The following is a 20,639-nucleotide window of genomic DNA, read 5'->3' as shown; positions in this document are numbered from 1 at the left end:
GACATAAAAAAGCCATCCTTAGGATGGCTTTTATTCATTGTTAAACTTGAGAAATTAGTTTTCTGGTTGACCCAATTCAACAGGCATATCGTCACGTAAACTCTGCCACATAACACCGCTATTGATGCCATAGGTACGCATCAGTGCTGGCACATCAGCATAGTTTTTCGCAACGGCAAGCTTTTGTAACTCTTTATAAAACTCCATTGCTAAAGCACGTGCGTCTGAGCTAGAGAAATAATAACGACCTACTCTGCTATATAAGCCTTTAAAACCATTAAGAATTAAAACATATAATGGATTACCCGATGAAAACGCTAACGTGTGCTGTAATTGATAGTCAAATTCAGCATACGCTTGAGCTGTATCTTCTAGTTCTTCAAGATGAGATAACGCAGCAATAGCTTCTTCTGGATTATTTCGAATCGCGCCTCTGAAATAGATAGCACTCACGCTACTGCGCGCAGACAATAGCTGATCGACAAGTTCAGGGAAACCTTCAGGGTTAAGCTCTGCTATCGTCTCAAGAATATTAAGACCAGAGGTTTCCCAAAAGTTGTTCACTCGAGTTGGCTTACCATGTTGAATCGTTAGCCAACCATCGCGCGCTAAACGCTGCAAAACTTCACGTAATGTGGTGCGAGTTACGCCAATTAGCTCAGAAAGCTCTCGCTCTGCAGGGAGAATAGAGCCTGGAGGAAACTTATTTTCCCAGATGGATCGTACAATATACTTCTCTGCAAAACTTGCAGGGCCTTTGGCATTGATGATCATTAGCCTACTCTATCCAATTATTAGTGTTGTTCTGCGACAGATCATACCAGAGCAGGAAAAAATGAAAACTAAAACCGCGTCAATTGATAGGGTCTATATTAAGAAAACTGTTGGAACGGTCACTTTTTGCGCTAACAGCTCATTTTAAATCACATTTTTTTGATTTAGATAGCTGTTTCGTCATTATGGGCTTTTTAAGTTTTCCAAAAGGTTTTATCTTTAGCATCGGCTTAACTATCGCTTATAGCAAATTCGATTAAAATGTTTGTTATTAGCAACTATATAGATATTAAATAGAGAGGATTCCATGCCTGTGACAATGAGTCGGGCGTTTCTTGACAACTTCTTGGGTAATTCACCGAAGTGGTTCAAACTCGCGATCATATCGTTTTTAGTGATCAACCCAATCGTATTTTATTTTAATCCGTTTGTGGCTGGTTGGCTGTTAGTTGTTGAGTTTATCTTCACCTTAGCTATGGCACTAAAATGCTATCCACTACAACCTGGTGGTTTATTAGCGATTGAAGCTGTGGCGATTGGTATGACCTCGCCGAGCCAAGTGTTGCATGAAATTGAAGCAAACTTAGAAGTAGTACTATTATTAGTATTTATGGTTGCTGGTATCTACTTTATGAAGCAATTGCTTCTGTTCGTATTTACCAAAATGATCACTAAAGTACGCTCTAAAATAGCGGTATCTTTACTGTTCTGTATGGCTTCAGCATTCCTGTCTGCATTCTTAGATGCATTAACCGTTATTGCAGTTATCATCACAGTTGCTGTTGGCTTCTACTCTATCTACCACAAAGTTGCCTCAGGTAAGAGCTTTGGTGAAAGCCATGACCACACATCTGATGGTCAAAACCAGCTATGTGAAGAAGAATTAGAGTCTTTCCGTGGTTTCCTACGTAACCTACTTATGCATGCTGGTGTTGGTACTGCATTAGGCGGCGTTTGTACTATGGTGGGCGAACCGCAAAACCTAATTATTGCTGCGCAAGCTAACTGGCAGTTCGCAGAATTTGCTATTCGCATGTCTCCAGTAACTGTACCGGTATTTATTGCAGGTATCACAACCTGTTTCTTAGTGGAAAAGTTCAAGGTATTTGGCTACGGTCAACAACTACCAGAAGCTGTACATAAAATCCTTTCTGATTATGATGCACACGAAGATGCTAACCGCACTAAGCATGATAAAGTTAAGCTATTAATCCAAGCTATTATTGGTGTTTGGTTAATTGCCGGTCTTGCATTGCACTTAGCTTCTGTAGGTCTAATTGGTCTATCTGTGATCATTTTAGCAACTGCCTTTAATGGTATTACTAACGAACACGCATTAGGTAAAGCATTTGAAGAAGCTTTGCCATTTACAGCGCTACTTGCAGTATTCTTTGCGGTTGTTGCAGTCATTATCGATCAGCAACTGTTTGCGCCAGTGATCCAGTGGGCATTGAGCTTTGAAGGTAACACACAGTTAGTGATTTTCTACATTGCTAACGGCTTACTTTCAATGGTTAGTGACAACGTATTCGTAGGTACTGTTTACATTAACGAAGTAAAAGCTGCCCTGCTTAATGGCCAGATTTCTCGTGATCAGTTCGACCTATTGGCGGTTGCGATTAACACGGGTACTAACCTACCATCAGTTGCAACACCTAATGGTCAAGCAGCGTTCCTATTCTTGTTAACCTCTGCTATTGCTCCACTTATTCGCCTTTCTTACGGTAGAATGGTGTGGATGGCACTACCTTACACGATCGTTTTATCTATCGTTGGTGTGCTTGCAATTGAGTTGGGCGCCCTAGAACAGATGACGCAATACTTCTATGATACACAAATGTTAATCCATCACTCTGCTCAAGCAGCTGCAGATGGTGTAGTATCATCACATTGATAAGCTTTATCTGAACTATTTTATAAATAGTTAGTCATAGAAAACGCCCTATTCAATAGGGCGTTTTTTTATTTGCAATGGAGACTTTGTCGTTGAATGCACTAACCCGTTTTGCTCACTCCCGTGCCGCTTGGCTCATTTTAATGATGTCTGCAGTGGCACTAGAACTAGCCGCACTCTTCTTTCAATACGTGATGGAACTTAGCCCCTGTGTGATGTGCATCTATCAACGCGTAGCAGTCTTTGGTTTAGTTTTTGCAGGACTAATTGGCGTTATCGGCCACCGCTCGCGTATTGCTCGTTTCATCGGCCTAGCAACATGGGCAATCAGTGCTATTTGGGGACTAAAATTGGCCATTGAGTTGGTCGATATGCAAACTAACCCTTCGCCATTTGCAACCTGCTCTTACCTACCTGAATTCCCAAGTTGGTTACAATTGCATGAGTGGCTGCCATCGGTATTTATGCCGACAGGCATGTGCAGCGATATTCCGTGGGAGTTTATGGGCGTCACCATGGGGCAATATATGATTGTTGCCTTCGCGACTTACCTGCTTGCTTTAGTGGTTTTCTTGATCCCAGCGTTAAAAAAATCGGCCTAATGTTTTATCTCTAATGTATAGAACAAAAAAACGCCCTATTTAATAGGGCGTTTTTTTAAAGATATGACGATTATTGCGCATCTTTCATTGGCCAAAGCACAATATGATCCTCGATATCACGCACTCTTGTTTCGCATGTCACTTTTCCCGCAACCGACATCCCCGCCAGAATCATTGCTTCCTTTGAGCCAGTACGCAAAGGGTGCCAACTCGGTAAGTCACGCCCCATGAATAGTCGACGATAAGCACAACTGTCAGGTAACCAAGTCAAAGACTCAATATTTTCGACCGTGACTTTAGTGCAGCTAGGTACAAACTTAAACCTATGTTTATAGTTCTGACAATGGCCAGCTTTATGATCCAGTAATTGGCAAGCAGCATTGGTGTAGTAAAGCTCTTCAGTCTCATCATCAATTAGCTTATTTAAACAACACTTTCCGCAACCATCACATAATGACTCCCACTCTTCTGTGGTCATCTGTGCTAAGGTTTTATCTTCCCAAAATGCCATGTGTACTCGTTCACCCATATATCAATTAGCCGCGTATTATACAGTGATGCACAATAGCTGCCCAGCCTGTATATATGCGCTTAACCTAGGATTTAACGATTTTTGTGATGCAATGGCAAAAGAGCGCTCATAAAAGTGACACTCAGTCACATAGCAGTAGACCCCAAACTCAAAGGTTTGACTCAAATTGCTTTATGTTGTTTAACTTTTTCAGATAAATAAGCGACACTGATTGCAAAGTAATTGTCATTGCTCCAATCAGTTAGGTAACGGTAATTATCATATACGAGGTATTTACGGCCATCTTCTCCGTCCGGCATGACCATAGAAACTTGCATATCATCACGATTGGGAAGATCTTTGCCATTAAAGCGACGAACTCCAATGTTTTGCCATTCACTAAAACTCTTGCTGGTTTCCAGACCAATCAGCGCTAGATCAAACGCGTTTGGCACTCTAACCTGACGCCCCCAAGTTTGAGATGAACGCCATCCCTTTTGTTGCAGGTAATATGCGATAGATGCAAATGCATCACTAGGGTTACTCCAAGGCTGGCTTTTACCGTCATCATCTCCATCTTTGGCGTATTGCGCATAGCGACTTGGTAACAACAGACTCAGCCCCAGTTGACCTTTAGCATTGCTTTTAAGCTCTGCAAAATTAAGCTTGTCACGCTCAATAATCTGTAAAGCATTAATGAACTGCTGCCGATAAAAATCTTCTTTTTCACCGGCATAAGCCAAAGATGCCGTTACCGACAATGCAGGATAGTCAGAACTAAGCTGACCAAAATTTGAATCAATTGCGAATAAAGCAACGATAAAACGCGGCTGCACATCGTAACGTTTAGCAATTGCATCAAGCTGCAACTGATATTCACTATATAAAGCGCGTGTCCATTCCACTCTAGATGGTGAAACCGCTTGAGGAAGATAGGTATCAAGGGTGACAGGGACTGCTGATGCTATAGGTTTTAGCCCCTGCGCTTTTTTAAACAATTTAATTTTAGGAAAAACATTATCAACTAACTGCTGACTTACGCCTTGCTCTAAAGCATCCTGTTTAAGCTGTTGCACATAATCACTAAACGAACCACGTGAGTCCGTTTGTGCCGTTGCAAATAACGGTAGCAAACAAATACAGCTGAACAGAACAAATGCATGTTTTCCTGAAAGCATAAATATCCTTGTAAACACCTTTAACAGCTATAATCGTATACTATTCTGGATTATAGCCGATGTCTTTTTTATGTTGTTCTAATAAATTAACAACAGGAGGTGGTAACTGTAAATAAAATCCTTTCTCTTTCAGCTCTGCCCTCACTTTAGTAATATCGGCAAACCCCAAATGATCACGTTTATCAATTGGCAACATCATGACTAATTGTGGCTCACCAAACATAGCCAATAACGCTTCAGGAACTCGCTCAAAATCATTACGTTTTTCAACAAACAAGTAACTTTCCGCTTTTCTAAGACTTTTATATACTGCACAGATCATATACGACTCAATTTCCAAACTATTCAACTTGCCAGCTAAGGGTGCACACTATACCATGGTCCGTTAGGAATATAATGGATATCGGCATCACGCTGACACTTTTCTAGAGAGCAATACAGGAATGCAAACACCCAGCCTCGAATTAAAAGGCTCATCTTTTACTCTTTCTGTACTGCATATCAATAATGATGATATGGCAGTTATAGCAGCTGAGTTGGACGCTAAGCTTGCTATCGCACCCCAATTTTTTATCGGTGCACCATTAGTAGTAAATCTTAGCGCTATACAAAACAATAATTTTGACCTATTAGGCTTAAAAGAAATTTTAACTAGCCGTCAATTGATTATTGTCGGGATCACCAGCGCATCATCTGAATTAGCTAAACAAGCAAAGTCGATAGGCTTAGCAATTGTTAAATCTGGTAAAGAATCATCTTCACAACCACAATTGCCTAAAACGACCAAAATCGTTAAACAGAATGTGCGTTCTGGACAGCAAATCTACGCTAAAAATGGTGACTTGATTATCATAGGTGCAGTAGGCAATGGTGCTGAAGTGATCGCCGATGGCAGTATCCATATTTACGGTACATTGCGTGGTAAAGCGATGGCTGGCGCCGCAGGCGACAGAAACGCAGTTATCATGGCACAAAAAATTGAAGCAGAACTGGTATCGATCGCTGGTCAATATTGGTTAACTGAGAATCTTCAGCAAAACGGAGCCGCTCCAAGCGGTTGTATTCGCCTAGAAGGCGAATCGCTTACGGTTGAATCATTGCCTCTGTAAGAGCGCAGATATTGAAAGGATTAGTATAAATGGCGCAAATTATTGTTGTCACATCGGGTAAAGGTGGCGTGGGTAAAACCACTTCTAGTGCTGCTATTGCCACAGGTCTTGCGATGAAAGGCCATAAAACCGTGGTTATCGATTTTGATATTGGTCTACGTAATCTAGACTTAATCATGGGCTGTGAGCGCCGAGTGGTGTATGACTTCGTTAACGTAATTAACGAAGAAGCAAATCTCAACCAAGCGTTAATTAAAGATAAGCGCACAGCCAATTTATTTGTGCTGCCAGCATCGCAAACTCGTGATAAAGACGCATTAACAAAAGAAGGTGTGGGTAAAGTATTAGACGATCTCGCCAAAGAGTTTGAATACATTATTTGTGATTCGCCAGCGGGGATCGAAACTGGCGCTATGATGGCGCTGTATTTTGCTGATATAGCGATTGTCACTACCAACCCTGAAGTCAGCTCTGTGCGCGATTCAGACCGCATCTTAGGCATGCTACAAAGCAAATCTAAGCGCGCAGAAGAAGGCCTAGAGCCAGTTAAAGAATTCTTACTGCTAACGCGTTACTCGCCAGCCCGTGTAACAACCGGTGAAATGCTAAGTGTACAAGATGTTGAAGAGATCTTAGCGATCCCATTAATCGGTGTGATCCCAGAGTCACAAGCCGTATTAAAAGCCTCTAACTCTGGTGTACCTGTTATTATCGACCAAGAAAGCGATGCAGGTATGGCCTACAGCGATGCTGTAGAAAGGTTATTAGGCCAAGAACTGCCTTTCCGATTTCTTACGGAAGAGAAGAAAGGTTTCTTAAAACGAATTTTTGGTAGCTAAATATGTCTTTACTTGATTACTTTAAAACAAACAAAAAGCCCAGCACGGCTGTTACCGCCAAAGAGCGACTGCAAATTATTGTCGCCCATCAACGTGGTGAACGCGACGCGCCAGACTACTTCCCTAAAATGAAGCAAGAGATCATTGAAGTGATCCGTAAGTATGTTCAAGTAGGCCCAGATCAAGTCTCAGTGCAGCTAGAGCAAAATGACGAAAACTTGTCAGTGCTCGAGTTGAATGTCACGCTACCAGAGAAAAACTAATTTTCTTGAGTGACAAAAAAGCCCGCTATTGCGGGCTTTTTATTAGTTTGAATTATTGCAATTTAAGTGAATAAAGTGGCTCTGCCACGATAGCTTCACGCCAGCCTGTTAAAATAAGCGGCTTCTCGCCCTGTTTTCCAGACCACACCCACTCTAAGTACTCATGAATAAACTTTTTAGAGCCTAATAGTTCAATCGGGATATTATGTGCTTCGGCTTGCTCTGTAATGCAATTTTTAATGCTTTTAAATGCAACCTTATAGCCTGTTTTAAGTGCTATCACATCAAGTGGCTTAGGTGGATTATCAAAGCTAACATTAGCAATAATTCGGCAAATCTCTTTACCGTGAATACGTTTCTCTTGTTCAGTTAACTCTGTCAGCTTGTATAAATCATTACTGTTTTTCGGCTGCTTTTTAGCAAGCCCAATCAAAGCATGATCTTTTACAACAAAGCCTAATGCTAAATCTTTTTGCAAGGCTCGTTTTAAGCGCCAGCTTGCCAGATCTCGCAGCACAGCTAATTGATTGCTGGTTAATTGAAATGCATTTTTGACTTTCAAGTAAGCAGTCTCTGGACAAGGTAATTCAAGACGGCCTTGGGTCATACGCACGCCTTCTTCCTTAATCCACTCTTGTCTGCCCTGATCTTTAAGTTTTTGTACTAACTGCGGGTATAGCTGATAAAGGTAATACACATCATTTGCCGCATAATTCAGTTGCGCCTCAGTTAATGGGCGCTTAATCCAATCTGTACGCGATTCACCTTTGTCTAAGCTGACACCTAATGTCTGCTCAACTAACTTGGCATAGCCAAGTCCATGTCCCATACCCGCCAAGCTCGCAGCTATCTGGCTATCAAACAGGTTGACTGGTTGGCACTGACCGTAATGTGCAAACACTTCTAAATCTTCACTACATGAGTGCAGTAATTTAATGCTGCTTTCATTTTTCAAAAGCTGCCAGAATAGATCAAGATTAGTCACAGCTAACGGATCAATCAGCGCTAATGTTTTACCGTCATACGCTTGAATAAGACCGAGTCTTGCATAGTAAGTACGAGTACGAACAAATTCTGTGTCTAGCACCAATAGTTCAGCTGCTTGGTATTGCTCTACAAGGGCCGCTAAACTGGCATCATCTTCAATATATTGAAACGCTAACAAAGTTGTCTACTCCATAAATATGCAAAAGCCGGCTATTGCCGGCTTTAGTCTAATCAAAGTGGCATTCACCACACTATGATTTTGAGATTAAGCTTGCTTAACCTCATCTCTCAATTCCCGACGTAAGATCTTACCTACGTTGGTTTTAGGCAGTTCATCCCTAAATTCTACCAGCTTAGGAATTTTATATCCTGTCAAATGCACGCGACAATGCTTAATCACGTCCTCTTTGGTTAAAGATTTGTCGTTTGCAACTACAAATACCTTAACCAACTCACCGGAAACCTCATGTGGCACACCAACTGCTGCTACTTCAACAACTTTAGGATGTAAAGCGACAACTTCTTCCACTTCGTTAGGGAACACGTTAAAGCCAGAAACTAAAATCATGTCCTTCTTACGGTCAACAATAAAGAAGTAACCTTGCTCATCCATGTAACCGATATCGCCTGTCGCCAAATAACCATCTTTATCAATGACCTTAGCGGTTTCTTCCGGGCGCTGCCAGTATCCAAGCATGACTTGCGGACCTTTAGCAAATAGCTCGCCAGTACTGCCTTGTGGTAATACATTACCTTCATCGTCACGCACTTGCATATCAGTATTGGCTACAGGAAAGCCAATTGAACCGTTGTAACCGTCAAGGTTATAAGGACAACAAGTAACAAGCGGTGCAGCCTCTGTTAAACCATAACCTTCAAGTAATCGAGTTTTAGTTAAGCCTTGCCACTTATCAGCTACAGCACGTTGCACTGCCATGCCGCCACCAATAGACAGCTTAAGCTCACTAAAGTTGAGCTTACCAAAGTCTTCATTATTCACTAGCGCATTAAATAAGGTATTAACACCAGTCAACACAGTAAATGGATGCTTCTCTAACTCACTAATAAATGCTGGTAGATCACGAGGGTTGGTAATTAATAGGTTATTCGCACCTTTATGGATAAACAGTAAGCAGTTAACCGTTAAGGCAAAGATGTGGTAAAGCGGCAAGGCTGTCACAACAAACTCTTTACCTTGCTCAAGCATAGGCCCATAAGCAGCATCTGCTTGCAGTAAGTTACTGACCACATTGCTATGGCTTAACATAGCGCCTTTTGAAACGCCTGTTGTACCACCTGTGTATTGTAAAAAGGCTAAATCGTCTCTCTTTACTGTCGGTTTAACGTACTGCATACGTCGGCCTTTAGATAAAGCCTTACGCATAGAGATTGCTTGTGGCAAATGATACTTTGGCACCATCTTCTTGATGTACTTAACCACAAAGTTAACCACTGTGCGCTTAGGTGCGCTTAATAAGTCACCAAGTCCAGTCAAAATAACGCTTTCAACGGGTGTATCTGCAACTACTTTTTCTAGGGTATGAGCAAAATTAGATACCACTACAATCGCTTTAGCACCCGAATCATTCAGCTGATGCTTAAGCTCACGTGGTGTGTATAACGGGTTAACGTTAACGACAACCATACCCGCTCTTAAAATACCAAACAGTGCAATTGGATACTGTAATAGGTTTGGCATCATAATCGCGACGCGGTCGCCTTTATTTAGCTTCAATTCATTTTGGAGATAAGCAGCAAACGCTCTACTACGCTCTTCAAGCTTACGATAGGTGAGTACCGCGCCCATGTTTACAAACGCTGGCTGATCCGCATGTTTGGCCACTGAAGTTTCGAACAAATCAACAAGCGATGCGTATTGTTCTACATCAATCTCAGAAGGCACATCTTCTGGTAGATTATTTATCCAAAGTTGGTCCACAAAAATCTCCTAATATAGCCACCAGCGGTTTACAAACACCCAGCTGGTTGTTAGCAGCTTGCCAATAAACAAGCTAAAACACTGTCTACTCTTTATATTTTTAATTAACGCTAAAAAATCATACAAGCGTTTAAATTTTGATTATCATCACATAAATGACACAAAAAGCCTAGCCTCTTTTTTTAGGCCATTAAAAAGCGTTTTATTGCGTCAGCAACATTCACTGCATTCCCCATATGCAGGTGATGGTTCCCCTCAAGCTCAATAGTCTGTAATTGACTAAACCAGCGATGCGCTATTGGGATCGCTTCTCGTAACTGAGGAAAACCTCCGTTACCAGCAATGAGTAAAGTATTAACAGCGTGAGTTTGCATTAAGGCATCGACTTGAGAAAAAGTCAGTCTTAAAGGGGAATCTAATTTTAAGCGAGGATCACTGCGCCAGCATACCCCAGAATCAAGGCTTTGCATATTGCGCTGAGTCAATAATTCACACCATTGCAGCTCTAATGCCGTTAATTTATGCCGTGCATTAGCTGCAATACTCAAATCACGGTAAATACTGGCAGGCTTCGTCTTGAATGCAAGATAACGACGATGATCTGTAAAACTATTCTGCAATCGTTTTTTCGCTTTTGACTCACTTTCATAAAGCGGCGACAGTGCTTCAATCAGCACTAATTTGTTTACTCTTTCTGGAAATGCGGCAGCGTAGGCCGAGGCGATGATGCCTCCCAATGAATGACCCATTATTGCAAGGGGGCTTAGCTCAAATTGATTGAAAATATGCTCGATAACTGCATCTAAATCATATAAATAATCTACCCAATGTAATGGATAGCTGCCGGGACGATGCTCTGAGCCACCATGACCCGGCCAATCAATGGCGAGAATTTGATAATCAGCCAGATGTTCACTTATCGGCAAAAAACTATCTGCATTATCTAACCAACCGTGCAACGCCAACAATAGTGGTTTATCCGGCGAACCCCATAATCGTCCAGCTAAGGTTATATGGGGTAACTCTAAAGTGATTTCATAATCGGATCCGCCGGTTAACTGCATTGTTTAAATTACTTTTTGATAAATTTAAGCGTCATTCTATCGCTTTCACCTATATCGAGATACTTTTGTTTATCTTGATCAGCTAACGCTAATCTTGGCGGTAGTGTCCACACACCTTTAGGGTAGTCTTTAGTATCTTTAGCATTGGCGTTTACTTCTGAACTGCCGACAAATGTAAAGCCGGCTTTCTCAGCCAACTTAATCACTTCAGCCTGCTCCATATAACCACTTTTGACATCCATTCCAGGGTTTGCTCTGTGCTCAACAACACCAAAGGTGCCACCGAGCTTTAACACTTTATAAGCTGATTCAAATACGGGTTCTAAATAACCTTTCATTGCCCAATTGTGCAGATTTCTGAAGGTTAATACAGCATCAGCGCTATTATCTTCCCCCATCACATAATAGGTTGGAGGATCGAATGTGACAGTGGTTGCCTCACCAAGCTTGGCTTGATTATTATTCAACCAAGCTACAAATTTTTTACCCGACTTAGCGCGATAACCATTTTTAAGCTTCTCATCACTAGGGTTAGTGTCAAAGTTGCCTGCAATATAGTGACCCTCTTTAGCTAGGTATGGTGCAAGGATCTCTGCATACCAACCGCCTCCCGGCCAAAGCTCAATTACTGTATCTGTGGGTTTAATCTCGAAGAAACTCAAGGTTTGCAGAGGGTGGCGATATTCATCACGGGCACTATTTTTTGCTTGCCTAAAATCACTGCTTACCGCAGCCTCAAGCTTGGCATTTTGATGATTATGTGCGGCAGCTGATGTGCTTATAAGTGCTAAACTACAGGTACTAACAAGCGCGATACTCGCCGCAATAAATGTGTGTTTCATTGTCTATCTCCCTTATATGACAGGGATCAACCTAGCAGTCGATGAGCGAAAAACCAACCCATATAAACAGAGATTTACATTTTTATATCATTGCTATTCTATTGTCACTATTTTCAACCACAGCCATCTTATTCGCGCCTCAAAGCCGCGCCATCAACTCGTCGCCAGCACAAAAATAGCATAGCCGCACTAGTTGATAACCATAGCCCCACCCAGAACCATGCCGGTAACCAGCTGACACTGGCTAACATGTTAGCGTCACCTTGTCCCTCTAGACCCAGTAATACCATAGGACTCGCGAGTGCGTTCAGGACTATCATTAATGCCATAACACGTAAAAAACTCGCTAATAGTCGATTTTGTTGCAGCTTTAAAGGTAATAAAAACAACACTGCTAAACACACGAGGATAGCTACAGTTAATAGATCTCGTCCCCACAATAATATTGTTAGTACGACTGCACCACCGAGCACGGCAAAGCTAAAGCGGATCCCTTTTGGCCAAGTGGCGAACATGAAAATTAAATATCCCCAAAGTGCTGCGCCAAAATAACCTGCAAAACCTATAAGCATAGGCCAGCCACCTTGACTAAAACACAAACCAGCTCCGTTAGGAAAGAGCGCAATGTGACTAACAACGCCACCAGAGAAAACGGTCGCTAAAGCATGTGAAAGCTCATGGAAATAGCTCTCAAGCCATTTAAAAGGCACACTGATAAAAGGTATTCGAGTGACGATAAACGCGAGGAATAATTCTATTAAGAAACGAGTTCGGCTGGGAGCGCCTGAAGGAGAGGACGAATTAAGGGTCTGATTAGATTTAAGCATAAGTGTCTATGCCCACCATTTGCTGGATCTCCTCTCGCTTAGCAGCATGCTGATGCAGAAGGTATTCAGCCACCGCCCCCCTATGCCCTGCCGTGTTGTTTTCGTATTCAACATGGGCACCGAGTCTGGACTGCAGGGCCTGTTCATCTTCATGGTAAGCATCAATGGTTAACGACTGTGCGGTAACTGGCAGCAACGGTTCGACACTATCGGCAGCGTTTGCGCCAACATGGCTAATAGACTTATTAACGTCTATTTTGGTCGTGGATTGAGCCGTTGTTAAGTGACTCGAATTAACCTGCATTCAATCATCCTTAATGTCGCCTAACACCTAATCATAAATTGATGGCTTATTGCTAACATTAATAAGCCATCATCTATCTTTAAGTGAGTCAGTTATTGTTACTCACTCGTTGTCGTCATTTATTCTCTACCTGGCAACTTTTGCCAAGTAACAGTATCTCGAAGATACACAGGTGCTAAATCATCAACACTTGTGCTTAGGCCTTTATTAACACCATCTTGAGCTAAAGCTAGCATATATTTCGCTTCAGGAAACTTAGCTTTTTCGTTAATAACCATGGTATCGCTCAGCTCAAGCAGTTGTGGGAAAGCATCAAAACCTGTGCCACAGGCTGTAATTGACTGCTCAACATCTAAACTTAATACGATTGACTCCGGTGCACTAACAACTTCGTCATTCACTAGTGTTGCGATACCGTCAACAGCAATATATTGCCCCCAGTACACCTCACCCATACGTGCATCTATGGCTGCTAAGACCTGCTTAGCACCATCATCAATAGCTGATTGCGCCATCGCTGCCAGTGTTGAAATGCCTATCACTGGTAACTCCTGCCCTAATGCCAAACCTTGGGTGATGCTGGTACAAATTCGTATACCGGTAAAGCTGCCTGGCCCTCTACCATAAGCAATTACATCGACATCTTTAAGCTTGAGATCCGCTTGAGCCAAAACAGATTTAACCATAGGCAACAAACGTTGGCTATGCTCACGAGGCGCATCAGCTTGCTCACTGTATACTTCGCCATTATGGCTTGCCGCTGCAGAGCAAGACTCGGTGCAAGTATCAAGTGCTAAAATACTCAGTGAAATCGCTTTTTTACTTGTATCAGTCATTTAATTGGTTACCAAAATCTCTATTTACACATACAGAACCTGCAGGCGTTAAAGGCAATACAAACAAGCCTTGTTTAAACGCTAATACAATTGTAGACGTATGCTTTTGTGCTATGCCCTTGCCAAAAGTACACAATGAACATGCAAGACAAAGACAAAAGTTAATGCGGCGATTATACCTTAAGTTAAAGCAAAGAATTAAGCTCAAATTTGCCAACTTAGCCTAAGCCAAGTACTAATAATAGCGATCTAGCCAATAAGCCCTCAGCAAAACAACAAACCTCTGTAAAATTAACCAAGCTTAAAGACAAAATTCCTCTAGGCTTAAACTATGCTCTAACTAAAACCGACTTTAGGGGTAAAGATGCGACATATCACCATAAATTGGTTTCGTTTATTTCGCTATTCAATGCTGTTCGTTGTTTTCTCGCTTATCATGACTGCATTTATTTTAGTTTGGTTTTCTAATAACTTAGAAGAAGCTTGGCAAAAAGCACAAAACTTAACCTTATCAGAGTATGAAATGACAGTAGAACTGACATTAACTTTGCTCATCTATGTCAGTTTTCCAACGTTACTGTTTCGATTCTTATATTACTTTTCTAAAATGTTATACCGAGGTCGCCAACCGGGAATTGCAATAATTAGCTACAAAACGCTATTCAATCCGTTAAATTTTTTACTGTTTCCTAGCTTACTTAACTCACAAGGCTTAACCTATCGACGCCGCTGTATCTTGGCGCTAATACTACTTTGCGCAGTATATTTAACCATTCTAATCATTACTTAATTTGTTCTAAAAACGCAGTAGCTTTATTTAAATCTCGCGTTCTCGCCATAGGAGGTAATGAGTTTAAAAATGCCTGACCATAAGGTTTATTAACAATACGATTGTCGCACAGAATAAGTACGCCCTTATCTTTCTCATCGCGGATCAAACGCCCAACACCTTGATTAAGAGTAATAACAGCTTGTGGCAACGAGATCTCGGCAAAGGGATCTTTACCTGCACGCTCAATACTCTCACTACGCGCGCGAAACAAGTTATCGTCAGGTGATATAAATGGCAGTTTATCGATAATCACACAGCTCAGCAGCCTACCGCGCACGTCAACCCCTTCCCAAAATGCGCCAGTACCGAGCAATACCGCATTGCCTAATTGGCGATACTTCTTCAATAAGCTCTGTTTACCTGCCTGTCCCTGTACCAATAATGGATAACTCACCCGACGCTGCAATAGCGGCGCCACGGCATTGAGCATTCTGTGACTGGTAAACAAAATAAAAGTGCGCCCCTTTGCAGCATTGACGGCCTTTACACACACATCAACAAATTGAGTTAATGCTGCATTATGGTTATTCACACTGGCTAAATGCCGAGGCACACAAAATAATGCGTTATTTTGATAGTCAAATGGACTAAGTAACAACATCTCTTGGCACTGATTTAAACCCAGTTGTTGCGTAAACAAACTGAGATCGCGGTTGATCTGCAGGGTTGCAGAAGTAAAGATCCATGCAACATTCGGCTCAAAAAGCTTGCGACATTCGTTGGCAACATTGATAGGTGCAATTCTTAGCACCAAATAGCGATGACCATAATCAATAGTGTAAGCGGCTTGATTGTTCTCACATAAGAAAAATAGTTCGAGTTTATTCGCAAGAACCGTCAACTTTTCTAGTGCGTCATCAAGTTCATCACTGCGCCCTACATGACCAGTTAACACACTTTGCAGTGCATTAATCTCTTTAACTAAGTCCCAAGACAATATCGAAAGTGCCTTATTTGACTGTAAACGACGCCAATCACTATCGCCTATTTGATATAAAGCTTGTTGCCATTGGTTTAGTAATGCTGCGCAACGGCCACTTAGTAACTCAATTTGCTTAGCATCTCTAAGCTGAAACCGATAGATTTCAATCAGCTTATTAAATATGTCCGCCAATTGTCGCGTGGCACATTGTTGACCAAAATAAGTCACGGCAATATCAGGAAGCAGATGTGCTTCATCAAAAACCACGACATCAGAGTCGGGTAAAAGCTCGGCAAATCCCGTCTCTTTTAAAATTCGGTCAGCGAGAAATAGATGATGGTTAACAACGATGACCCGTGCATCTTTTGCTTTGTTGCGCGCCTTACGAGTAAAACATTCGTCATAAAAGTCACAACGTTGACCAATACAGGTCTCTTTAGCACTAACGATTAACGGGATCGCGGCGGAGTTTTCTGATACCGCGGTTAAGCCACCAATATCGCCATCTGTTGTTTGACCTGCCCATTGGTTAATCCGCAGCAAATCGTCAAGAACTTGCGTATCCATGGAACTGGCACCCGCTAGCTCTTTTTCCATTAAGTGCTGGCATAGATAATTATTACGCCCCTTTAGCAACGCCACTTTTGGGGTTAAGCCAAACATATCCAACAATGCAGGTAAGTCTTTGTAAAATAACTGCTCTTGAAGGTTCTTACTGCCGGTACTGACAATGACTTGTTTACCGCTCAGTAAAGCGGGGATCAGATAAGCAAAGGTTTTCCCCACACCTGTGCCTGCCTCTACGACCAAGTTGGCTTTTTTATCAATAGCATTTGCTACAGCCTCAGCCATTTCAACCTGTACCTCACGGCGGTTAAAACCTGTTATCGATTGAGCTAATACACCTTGGCTAGAAAATGCAGCGCTAACGTGTTGGGTTAATTTTGCGTTCAAGAAGTCACGAACCTTTTGTATAAACATGCTTACGTGTAAGAAGCACCTCACCTTTAGTGCGCAAGTCTATCTTAATTACCATCATAAAATTAACTTTTGTTTTGGCTGACAACCGCTTTAAGCTCACAAGTAAAACACAGCATTGTTTATTTTTAAGAACAACCCTCATATAAGCCACAGCAAGATTGCCACTCAATCTGCCAAAAATGACATTTAGATGAAGTTTACTCATCTGCCAAAATAAGCGCTTGCAATCATTTTTAAAACTGATTAGTTTAAATAACAGGTTAGCAAATGACCTATCTTAAGCGCTGCAATCACATTTTATGGCAGTGATTTCCAATGATGTTATCCAACAGGATAAACAAAGAGAGACAAGAACATGACACAGCTTTTGAACACTATCCATCATCACCACCATATGCGGTAGCCTTCGGAAGCTTACTGCCGGAGGGCTATTTCCTTCCGGCGGTTGATTTAAAAATATCAAAAACCCTTGGAAGGAATTCCAAGGGTTTTTTAGTTTTATCTTAACAATTTGTTTTATAAGAATTTTTAAATTAACGAGTAAGGAATATTCCATGTCAGAGTCAACAAGATTACGTATCGCGATTCAAAAATCTGGGCGTCTTTCAAAAGAATCACAAAAGCTGCTAAAAAGTTGTGGGGTTAAGTTTAATGTTAATGAGCAGCGCCTGATCGCTCACTCAGACAACATGCCAATCGATCTCTTACGTGTCCGCGATGATGATATTCCAGGGCTTGTTATGGATGGGGTCGTTGACCTAGGTATTATTGGCGAAAACGTCTTGGAAGAGGAGCAAATTGAACGTCAAACCCTTGGTAAGCCAGCTGACTGCGTGAAGTTACGCGAGCTTGATTTTGGTGCATGTCGCTTATCACTTGCTGTCCCCAATGAATTTGACTACCAAGATGCATCATCACTTGAAGGGCTTAGAATCGCAACTTCATACCCAAATTTGTTACGCCGCTACATGCAAGAGAAAGGCATCAACTACCGTGACTGTATGTTAAAGGGCTCAGTTGAGGTCGCTCCACGAGCAGGTCTATCTGATGGTATTTGTGATCTGGTTTCAACGGGTGCCACATTAGAAGCTAATGGCCTATATGAAACCGAAGTGATCTATCGCTCAATGGCCTGCATCATTCAATCAACTCAATCACAGCCCGATGCAAAACAAGCACTAATTAATAAAATCTTGTCTCGGATCAATGGCGTAGTTCGCGCCAAAGAAAGCAAATATATTCTACTACACGCGCCAACTGAAACCCTTGAGCAAATCGTGGCATTGCTACCAGGAGCAGAAAATCCAACCGTGTTACCACTCAATGATGATACTAATCGCGTCGCGATACACGCCGTTAGTACAGAAGATCTGTTCTGGGACACAATGGAGCAACTCACTCAACTCGGTGCTAGCTCTATTTTGGTTATGCCTATTGAAAAAATGATGGGGTAAGTCATGCAGATCCTTAATTGGCAAGCACTTTCATCAAAAGAGCAAGCAGATGCGCTAAAGCGCTCACCGCTCATTGGCGACAATAGCCTTGAGCAGAGTGTTGCAACTATCATTAATAGCGTTGTTAATGATGGTGATAACGCACTACGCCAATTCAGCCGTGAATTTGACGGCATTGAACTTGACAGTATTGCGTTATCTAAGCCTCAAATCGCACAAGCTTGCGCTAATGTCACGGACGAGCTAAAGCAAGCTATTGCGCAGGCAAAAAATAATATCGACTGTTTTCACCGTGCACAGATCCAAACAAACCTTGCGGTAGAAACTCAAACAGGGATCCGTTGTGAGCTAAGAAGTGAACCCATTGAGCGCGTTGGCCTTTATATTCCAGGCGGTACCGCGCCTCTTATTTCAACGGTACTGATGCTTGCCACCCCTGCAAAAATTGCTGGCTGCAGTAAACGAGTGTTGCTCAGTCCACCGCCAATTAATGATGCGATAATTTACGCTGCAACAGAATGCGGTATTGAAGAGATTTATCAAGTTGGTGGGGCACAAGCGATTGCAGCACTCGCCTTTGGTACGCAAACTGTGCCTCAGGTTGACAAAATATTTGGCCCAGGAAATCGCTTTGTAACCGAAGCTAAGCGCGCGGTAAGCCAAGATAACCGCTGCACTGTCAGTATTGATATGCCAGCGGGACCGTCAGAAGTACTTGTCATCGCAGATAAACAAGCAAATCCAAGCTTCGTTGCAGCCGATCTCTTGTCCCAAGCTGAACACGGCGCAGACTCGCAAGTGATGCTTGTTACTGATTGCATTAAATTAGCGGAGGAAGTCAACCAAGCACTTAATGATCAACTCGGCAAACTGTCTCGAGCACAAACGGCTAAACAAGCTCTTGAGTGCAGCCGCACTATCATTGTCGAAGATATGGATAGTGCTGCAAGGGTGTCGAATCAATATGGGCCTGAACACTTAATCATCCAGACAGAGCAACCACGAGATATTTTGCCGAAGATCCGCGCAGCAGGCTCAGTGTTTCTAGGGGCTTACACCCCTGAGTCTGTCGGCGATTATGCTTCTGGTACCAATCACGTCCTACCGACCTACGGATACAGTAAAACCGTGTCTAGCTTATCGCTGGCTGATTTTAGTCGCCGTTTTACCGTACAAGAACTCAGCGCAGATGGCTTAAAAAACTTAGGCCAATGCGTGATGACCCTAGCAAGTGCTGAGCAGCTTGACGCGCATAAGAATGCAGTCGCGATTAGGTTGGCCAGTTTAACTGCCAGCGAGCCTGCAACTGACGAGCAAAACGAGCAAAAAGCAAGCAAGGTGGAAGCGTGATGGAAAACAGCAAGCTAACTAGCAATACTCAATCAAATCTTGCTCAACGTTTGGCTAGACCTGAATTACTTGAACTGCAAGTTTATCAATCCGCACGGCGCATTGGTGGTCAAGGAGATATTTGGATCAATGCCAATGAATCACCGTTTAATAACAGTGAGATAGACAACTTAAATCGCTATCCTGAATGTCAGCCGCCGGAGTTAATCAACGCTTATAGCCAATATAGCGGCGTAGCAAAAGAGTGCATTATTAGTAGCCGCGGTGCAGATGAAGCTATTGAGCTACTTATTAGAACCTTTTGCATTGCTGCTACTGATAGCATTGCCACCTTCGGGCCCACATACGGCATGTATGCTATCAGCGCTAAAACCTTTAATGTTGAGGTAAAAGCGCTATTGCTCACAGAAGATTTTCAATTACCCAGTGATTATCTTAGCCAAGTTGCCGACGCTAAACTGATTTTCATCTGCAACCCGAATAACCCTACCGGGAGTGTGATCCCTAGAGAGCGGATTGTTGAAGTGATTAACCGCTGTCGCGATGCCATTGTGGTGGTTGATGAGGCTTATATCGAATTTAGCCCAGAGTACAGTGTCGCCGACTTGGTCGCTAGTACTAATAATCTAGTCGTGCTGCGTACCCTGTCTAAAGCCTTTGCCCTAGCTGGTGCGCGCTGCGGATTTCTGCTGGCAAACCCGGATATTATCGAGATGTGTATGCGCGTTATTGCGCCCTACCCGGTTCCCCTTCCGGTCAGCGAAGTTGCCGTTAATGCCCTGAGTCAACAAGGGCTATTAACCATGGGGAAACAAGTTGCCGACATGAAGTCACAAGGAGCACGTTTAGCCGACGCACTACGTCAATATGGTGCCAAGGTCGTTACCCCTTATGGCAATTATGTACTAGCAGAATTTGACGATGTAGCCGCTGTTCAGCAAAAGTTAACTGCCGCAGGCGTCATTGCTCGCGCTTATAGTGATCCACGCCTTAGCCAAGCCATCCGCTTTAGCTTTACCAATAAGGCACAAACTGACTATTTAATTGACCTATTAAGCCAAACTAAATAGAAAAACATTAAATAACAAATACTTAAAATTAATAAGCTACAGTCTGAAAGGTATACCTAAA

At 42.4% G+C, this 20,639-nt stretch carries 21 protein-coding genes and 1 other annotated feature; of the genes, 9 read left to right on the top strand and 12 right to left on the bottom strand.

Going from position 1 to position 20,639, the window contains the following annotated elements; translation table 11 throughout:
* Positions 1-54: 54 nt before the first annotated feature.
* Entirely contained in the window at positions 55-774 is a 720-nt protein-coding gene (fadR, locus tag L884_RS0108845) for a fatty acid metabolism transcriptional regulator FadR (RefSeq protein ID WP_028767158.1), read from the bottom strand.
* Between the two features lie 307 nt (positions 775-1,081).
* On the opposite strand from fadR, the gene nhaB reads away from it, so the two are divergent.
* Together nhaB and dsbB are read left to right on the top strand one after the other, a co-directional pair.
* Positions 1,082-2,668, top strand: coding sequence for a sodium/proton antiporter NhaB (gene nhaB, locus L884_RS0108835; RefSeq protein ID WP_028767157.1), 1,587 nt, complete (start codon positions 1,082-1,084; stop codon positions 2,666-2,668).
* Positions 2,669-2,760: 92 nt separating this feature from the next.
* Entirely contained in the window at positions 2,761-3,270 is a 510-nt protein-coding gene (gene dsbB / locus L884_RS0108830; RefSeq protein ID WP_028767156.1) for a disulfide bond formation protein DsbB, read from the top strand.
* Between the two features lie 70 nt (positions 3,271-3,340).
* Here dsbB and L884_RS0108825 read toward each other — a convergent pair whose 3' ends face one another.
* The 3 genes from L884_RS0108825 to L884_RS0108815 all read right to left on the bottom strand — a co-directional run bounded on the left by L884_RS0108825 (position 3,341) and on the right by L884_RS0108815 (position 5,281).
* A complete protein-coding gene (locus L884_RS0108825; RefSeq protein WP_028767155.1) occupies positions 3,341-3,781 on the bottom strand; it encodes a YcgN family cysteine cluster protein in 441 nt (146 codons plus the stop codon).
* A gap of 182 nt (positions 3,782-3,963) precedes the next feature.
* A complete protein-coding gene (locus tag L884_RS21910) occupies positions 3,964-4,959 on the bottom strand; it encodes a lytic murein transglycosylase (RefSeq protein ID WP_051435588.1) in 996 nt (331 codons plus the stop codon).
* Positions 4,960-4,999: 40 nt separating this feature from the next.
* Positions 5,000-5,281 (bottom strand): YcgL domain-containing protein, encoded by a 282-nt coding sequence (locus L884_RS0108815; protein WP_028767154.1) that lies wholly within the window; start codon positions 5,279-5,281, stop codon positions 5,000-5,002.
* Positions 5,282-5,402: 121 nt separating this feature from the next.
* Between L884_RS0108815 and minC the strand changes: the two genes are divergently transcribed.
* From minC to minE, 3 genes are read left to right on the top strand one after another with little or no spacing between them, the layout of a single operon-like run.
* On the top strand, positions 5,403-6,068 hold the full coding sequence (gene minC / locus L884_RS0108810) for a septum site-determining protein MinC (protein WP_028767153.1): 666 nt from the start codon (positions 5,403-5,405) through the stop codon (positions 6,066-6,068).
* A 29-nt stretch (positions 6,069-6,097) separates the two neighbouring features.
* Positions 6,098-6,907, top strand: coding sequence for a septum site-determining protein MinD (minD, locus tag L884_RS0108805; protein WP_028767152.1), 810 nt, complete (start codon positions 6,098-6,100; stop codon positions 6,905-6,907).
* Between the two features lie 2 nt (positions 6,908-6,909).
* Entirely contained in the window at positions 6,910-7,170 is a 261-nt protein-coding gene (minE, locus tag L884_RS0108800; protein WP_028767151.1) for a cell division topological specificity factor MinE, read from the top strand.
* Positions 7,171-7,222: 52 nt separating this feature from the next.
* Here minE and rnd read toward each other — a convergent pair whose 3' ends face one another.
* The 7 genes from rnd to tsaB all read right to left on the bottom strand — a co-directional run bounded on the left by rnd (position 7,223) and on the right by tsaB (position 13,969).
* Complete coding sequence (gene rnd, locus L884_RS0108795; protein WP_028767150.1) at positions 7,223-8,335, bottom strand: ribonuclease D; 1,113 nt, start codon at positions 8,333-8,335, stop codon at positions 7,223-7,225.
* Positions 8,336-8,422: 87 nt separating this feature from the next.
* Complete coding sequence (fadD, locus tag L884_RS0108790; RefSeq protein WP_028767149.1) at positions 8,423-10,096, bottom strand: long-chain-fatty-acid--CoA ligase FadD; 1,674 nt, start codon at positions 10,094-10,096, stop codon at positions 8,423-8,425.
* Positions 10,097-10,278: 182 nt separating this feature from the next.
* Positions 10,279-11,160, bottom strand: a complete 882-nt coding sequence (locus tag L884_RS0108785; RefSeq protein WP_028767148.1) for an alpha/beta fold hydrolase — start codon at positions 11,158-11,160, stop codon at positions 10,279-10,281.
* Positions 11,161-11,168: 8 nt separating this feature from the next.
* A complete protein-coding gene (locus L884_RS0108780; RefSeq protein WP_028767147.1) occupies positions 11,169-12,002 on the bottom strand; it encodes a class I SAM-dependent methyltransferase in 834 nt (277 codons plus the stop codon).
* A gap of 128 nt (positions 12,003-12,130) precedes the next feature.
* Entirely contained in the window at positions 12,131-12,829 is a 699-nt protein-coding gene (locus L884_RS0108775; RefSeq protein ID WP_028767146.1) for a M50 family metallopeptidase, read from the bottom strand.
* Positions 12,822-13,133, bottom strand: coding sequence for a hypothetical protein (locus L884_RS0108770; RefSeq protein WP_028767145.1), 312 nt, complete (start codon positions 13,131-13,133; stop codon positions 12,822-12,824). Before L884_RS0108770 ends, L884_RS0108775 begins: the two co-directional genes overlap by 8 nt.
* Positions 13,134-13,252: 119 nt before the next feature.
* The gene (tsaB, locus tag L884_RS0108765) at positions 13,253-13,969 is read right to left on the bottom strand and encodes a tRNA (adenosine(37)-N6)-threonylcarbamoyltransferase complex dimerization subunit type 1 TsaB (protein ID WP_028767144.1); all 717 of its coding nucleotides are present in this window, start codon (positions 13,967-13,969) and stop codon (positions 13,253-13,255) included.
* A 364-nt stretch (positions 13,970-14,333) separates the two neighbouring features.
* Between tsaB and L884_RS0108760 the strand changes: the two genes are divergently transcribed.
* The gene (locus tag L884_RS0108760; RefSeq protein WP_028767143.1) at positions 14,334-14,759 is read left to right on the top strand and encodes a hypothetical protein; all 426 of its coding nucleotides are present in this window, start codon (positions 14,334-14,336) and stop codon (positions 14,757-14,759) included.
* Here L884_RS0108760 and yoaA read toward each other — a convergent pair.
* On the bottom strand, positions 14,752-16,704 hold the full coding sequence (gene yoaA / locus L884_RS0108755) for a DNA repair helicase YoaA (protein ID WP_037410668.1): 1,953 nt from the start codon (positions 16,702-16,704) through the stop codon (positions 14,752-14,754). The two genes, L884_RS0108760 and yoaA, sit on opposite strands and share 8 nt — an antisense overlap.
* Before the next feature lie 378 nt (positions 16,705-17,082).
* Positions 17,083-17,201: a sequence feature (His leader region), on the top strand.
* 57 nt (positions 17,202-17,258) lie between these two features.
* On the opposite strand from yoaA, the gene hisG reads away from it, so the two are divergent.
* Genes hisG through hisC form a run of 3 tightly spaced genes read left to right on the top strand, consistent with a single transcriptional unit; the run spans position 17,259 to position 20,578 of the window.
* Complete coding sequence (hisG, locus tag L884_RS0108745) at positions 17,259-18,158, top strand: ATP phosphoribosyltransferase (protein WP_028767140.1); 900 nt, start codon at positions 17,259-17,261, stop codon at positions 18,156-18,158.
* 3 nt (positions 18,159-18,161) lie between these two features.
* Positions 18,162-19,508: a histidinol dehydrogenase gene (gene hisD, locus L884_RS0108740; RefSeq protein WP_028767139.1), complete on the top strand. Its 1,347-nt coding sequence runs from the start codon at positions 18,162-18,164 to the stop codon at positions 19,506-19,508.
* Complete coding sequence (gene hisC, locus L884_RS0108735) at positions 19,508-20,578, top strand: histidinol-phosphate transaminase (RefSeq protein WP_028767138.1); 1,071 nt, start codon at positions 19,508-19,510, stop codon at positions 20,576-20,578. Before hisD ends, hisC begins: the two co-directional genes overlap by 1 nt.
* The last annotated feature ends 61 nt before the right edge of the window (positions 20,579-20,639 follow it).

This window comes from Shewanella fidelis ATCC BAA-318 (genome assembly GCF_000518605.1).
In the GTDB taxonomy this organism is placed as follows: Bacteria; Pseudomonadota; Gammaproteobacteria; order Enterobacterales; family Shewanellaceae; genus Shewanella; species Shewanella fidelis.
This window is presented reverse-complemented; position numbering and strand designations above follow the sequence as displayed.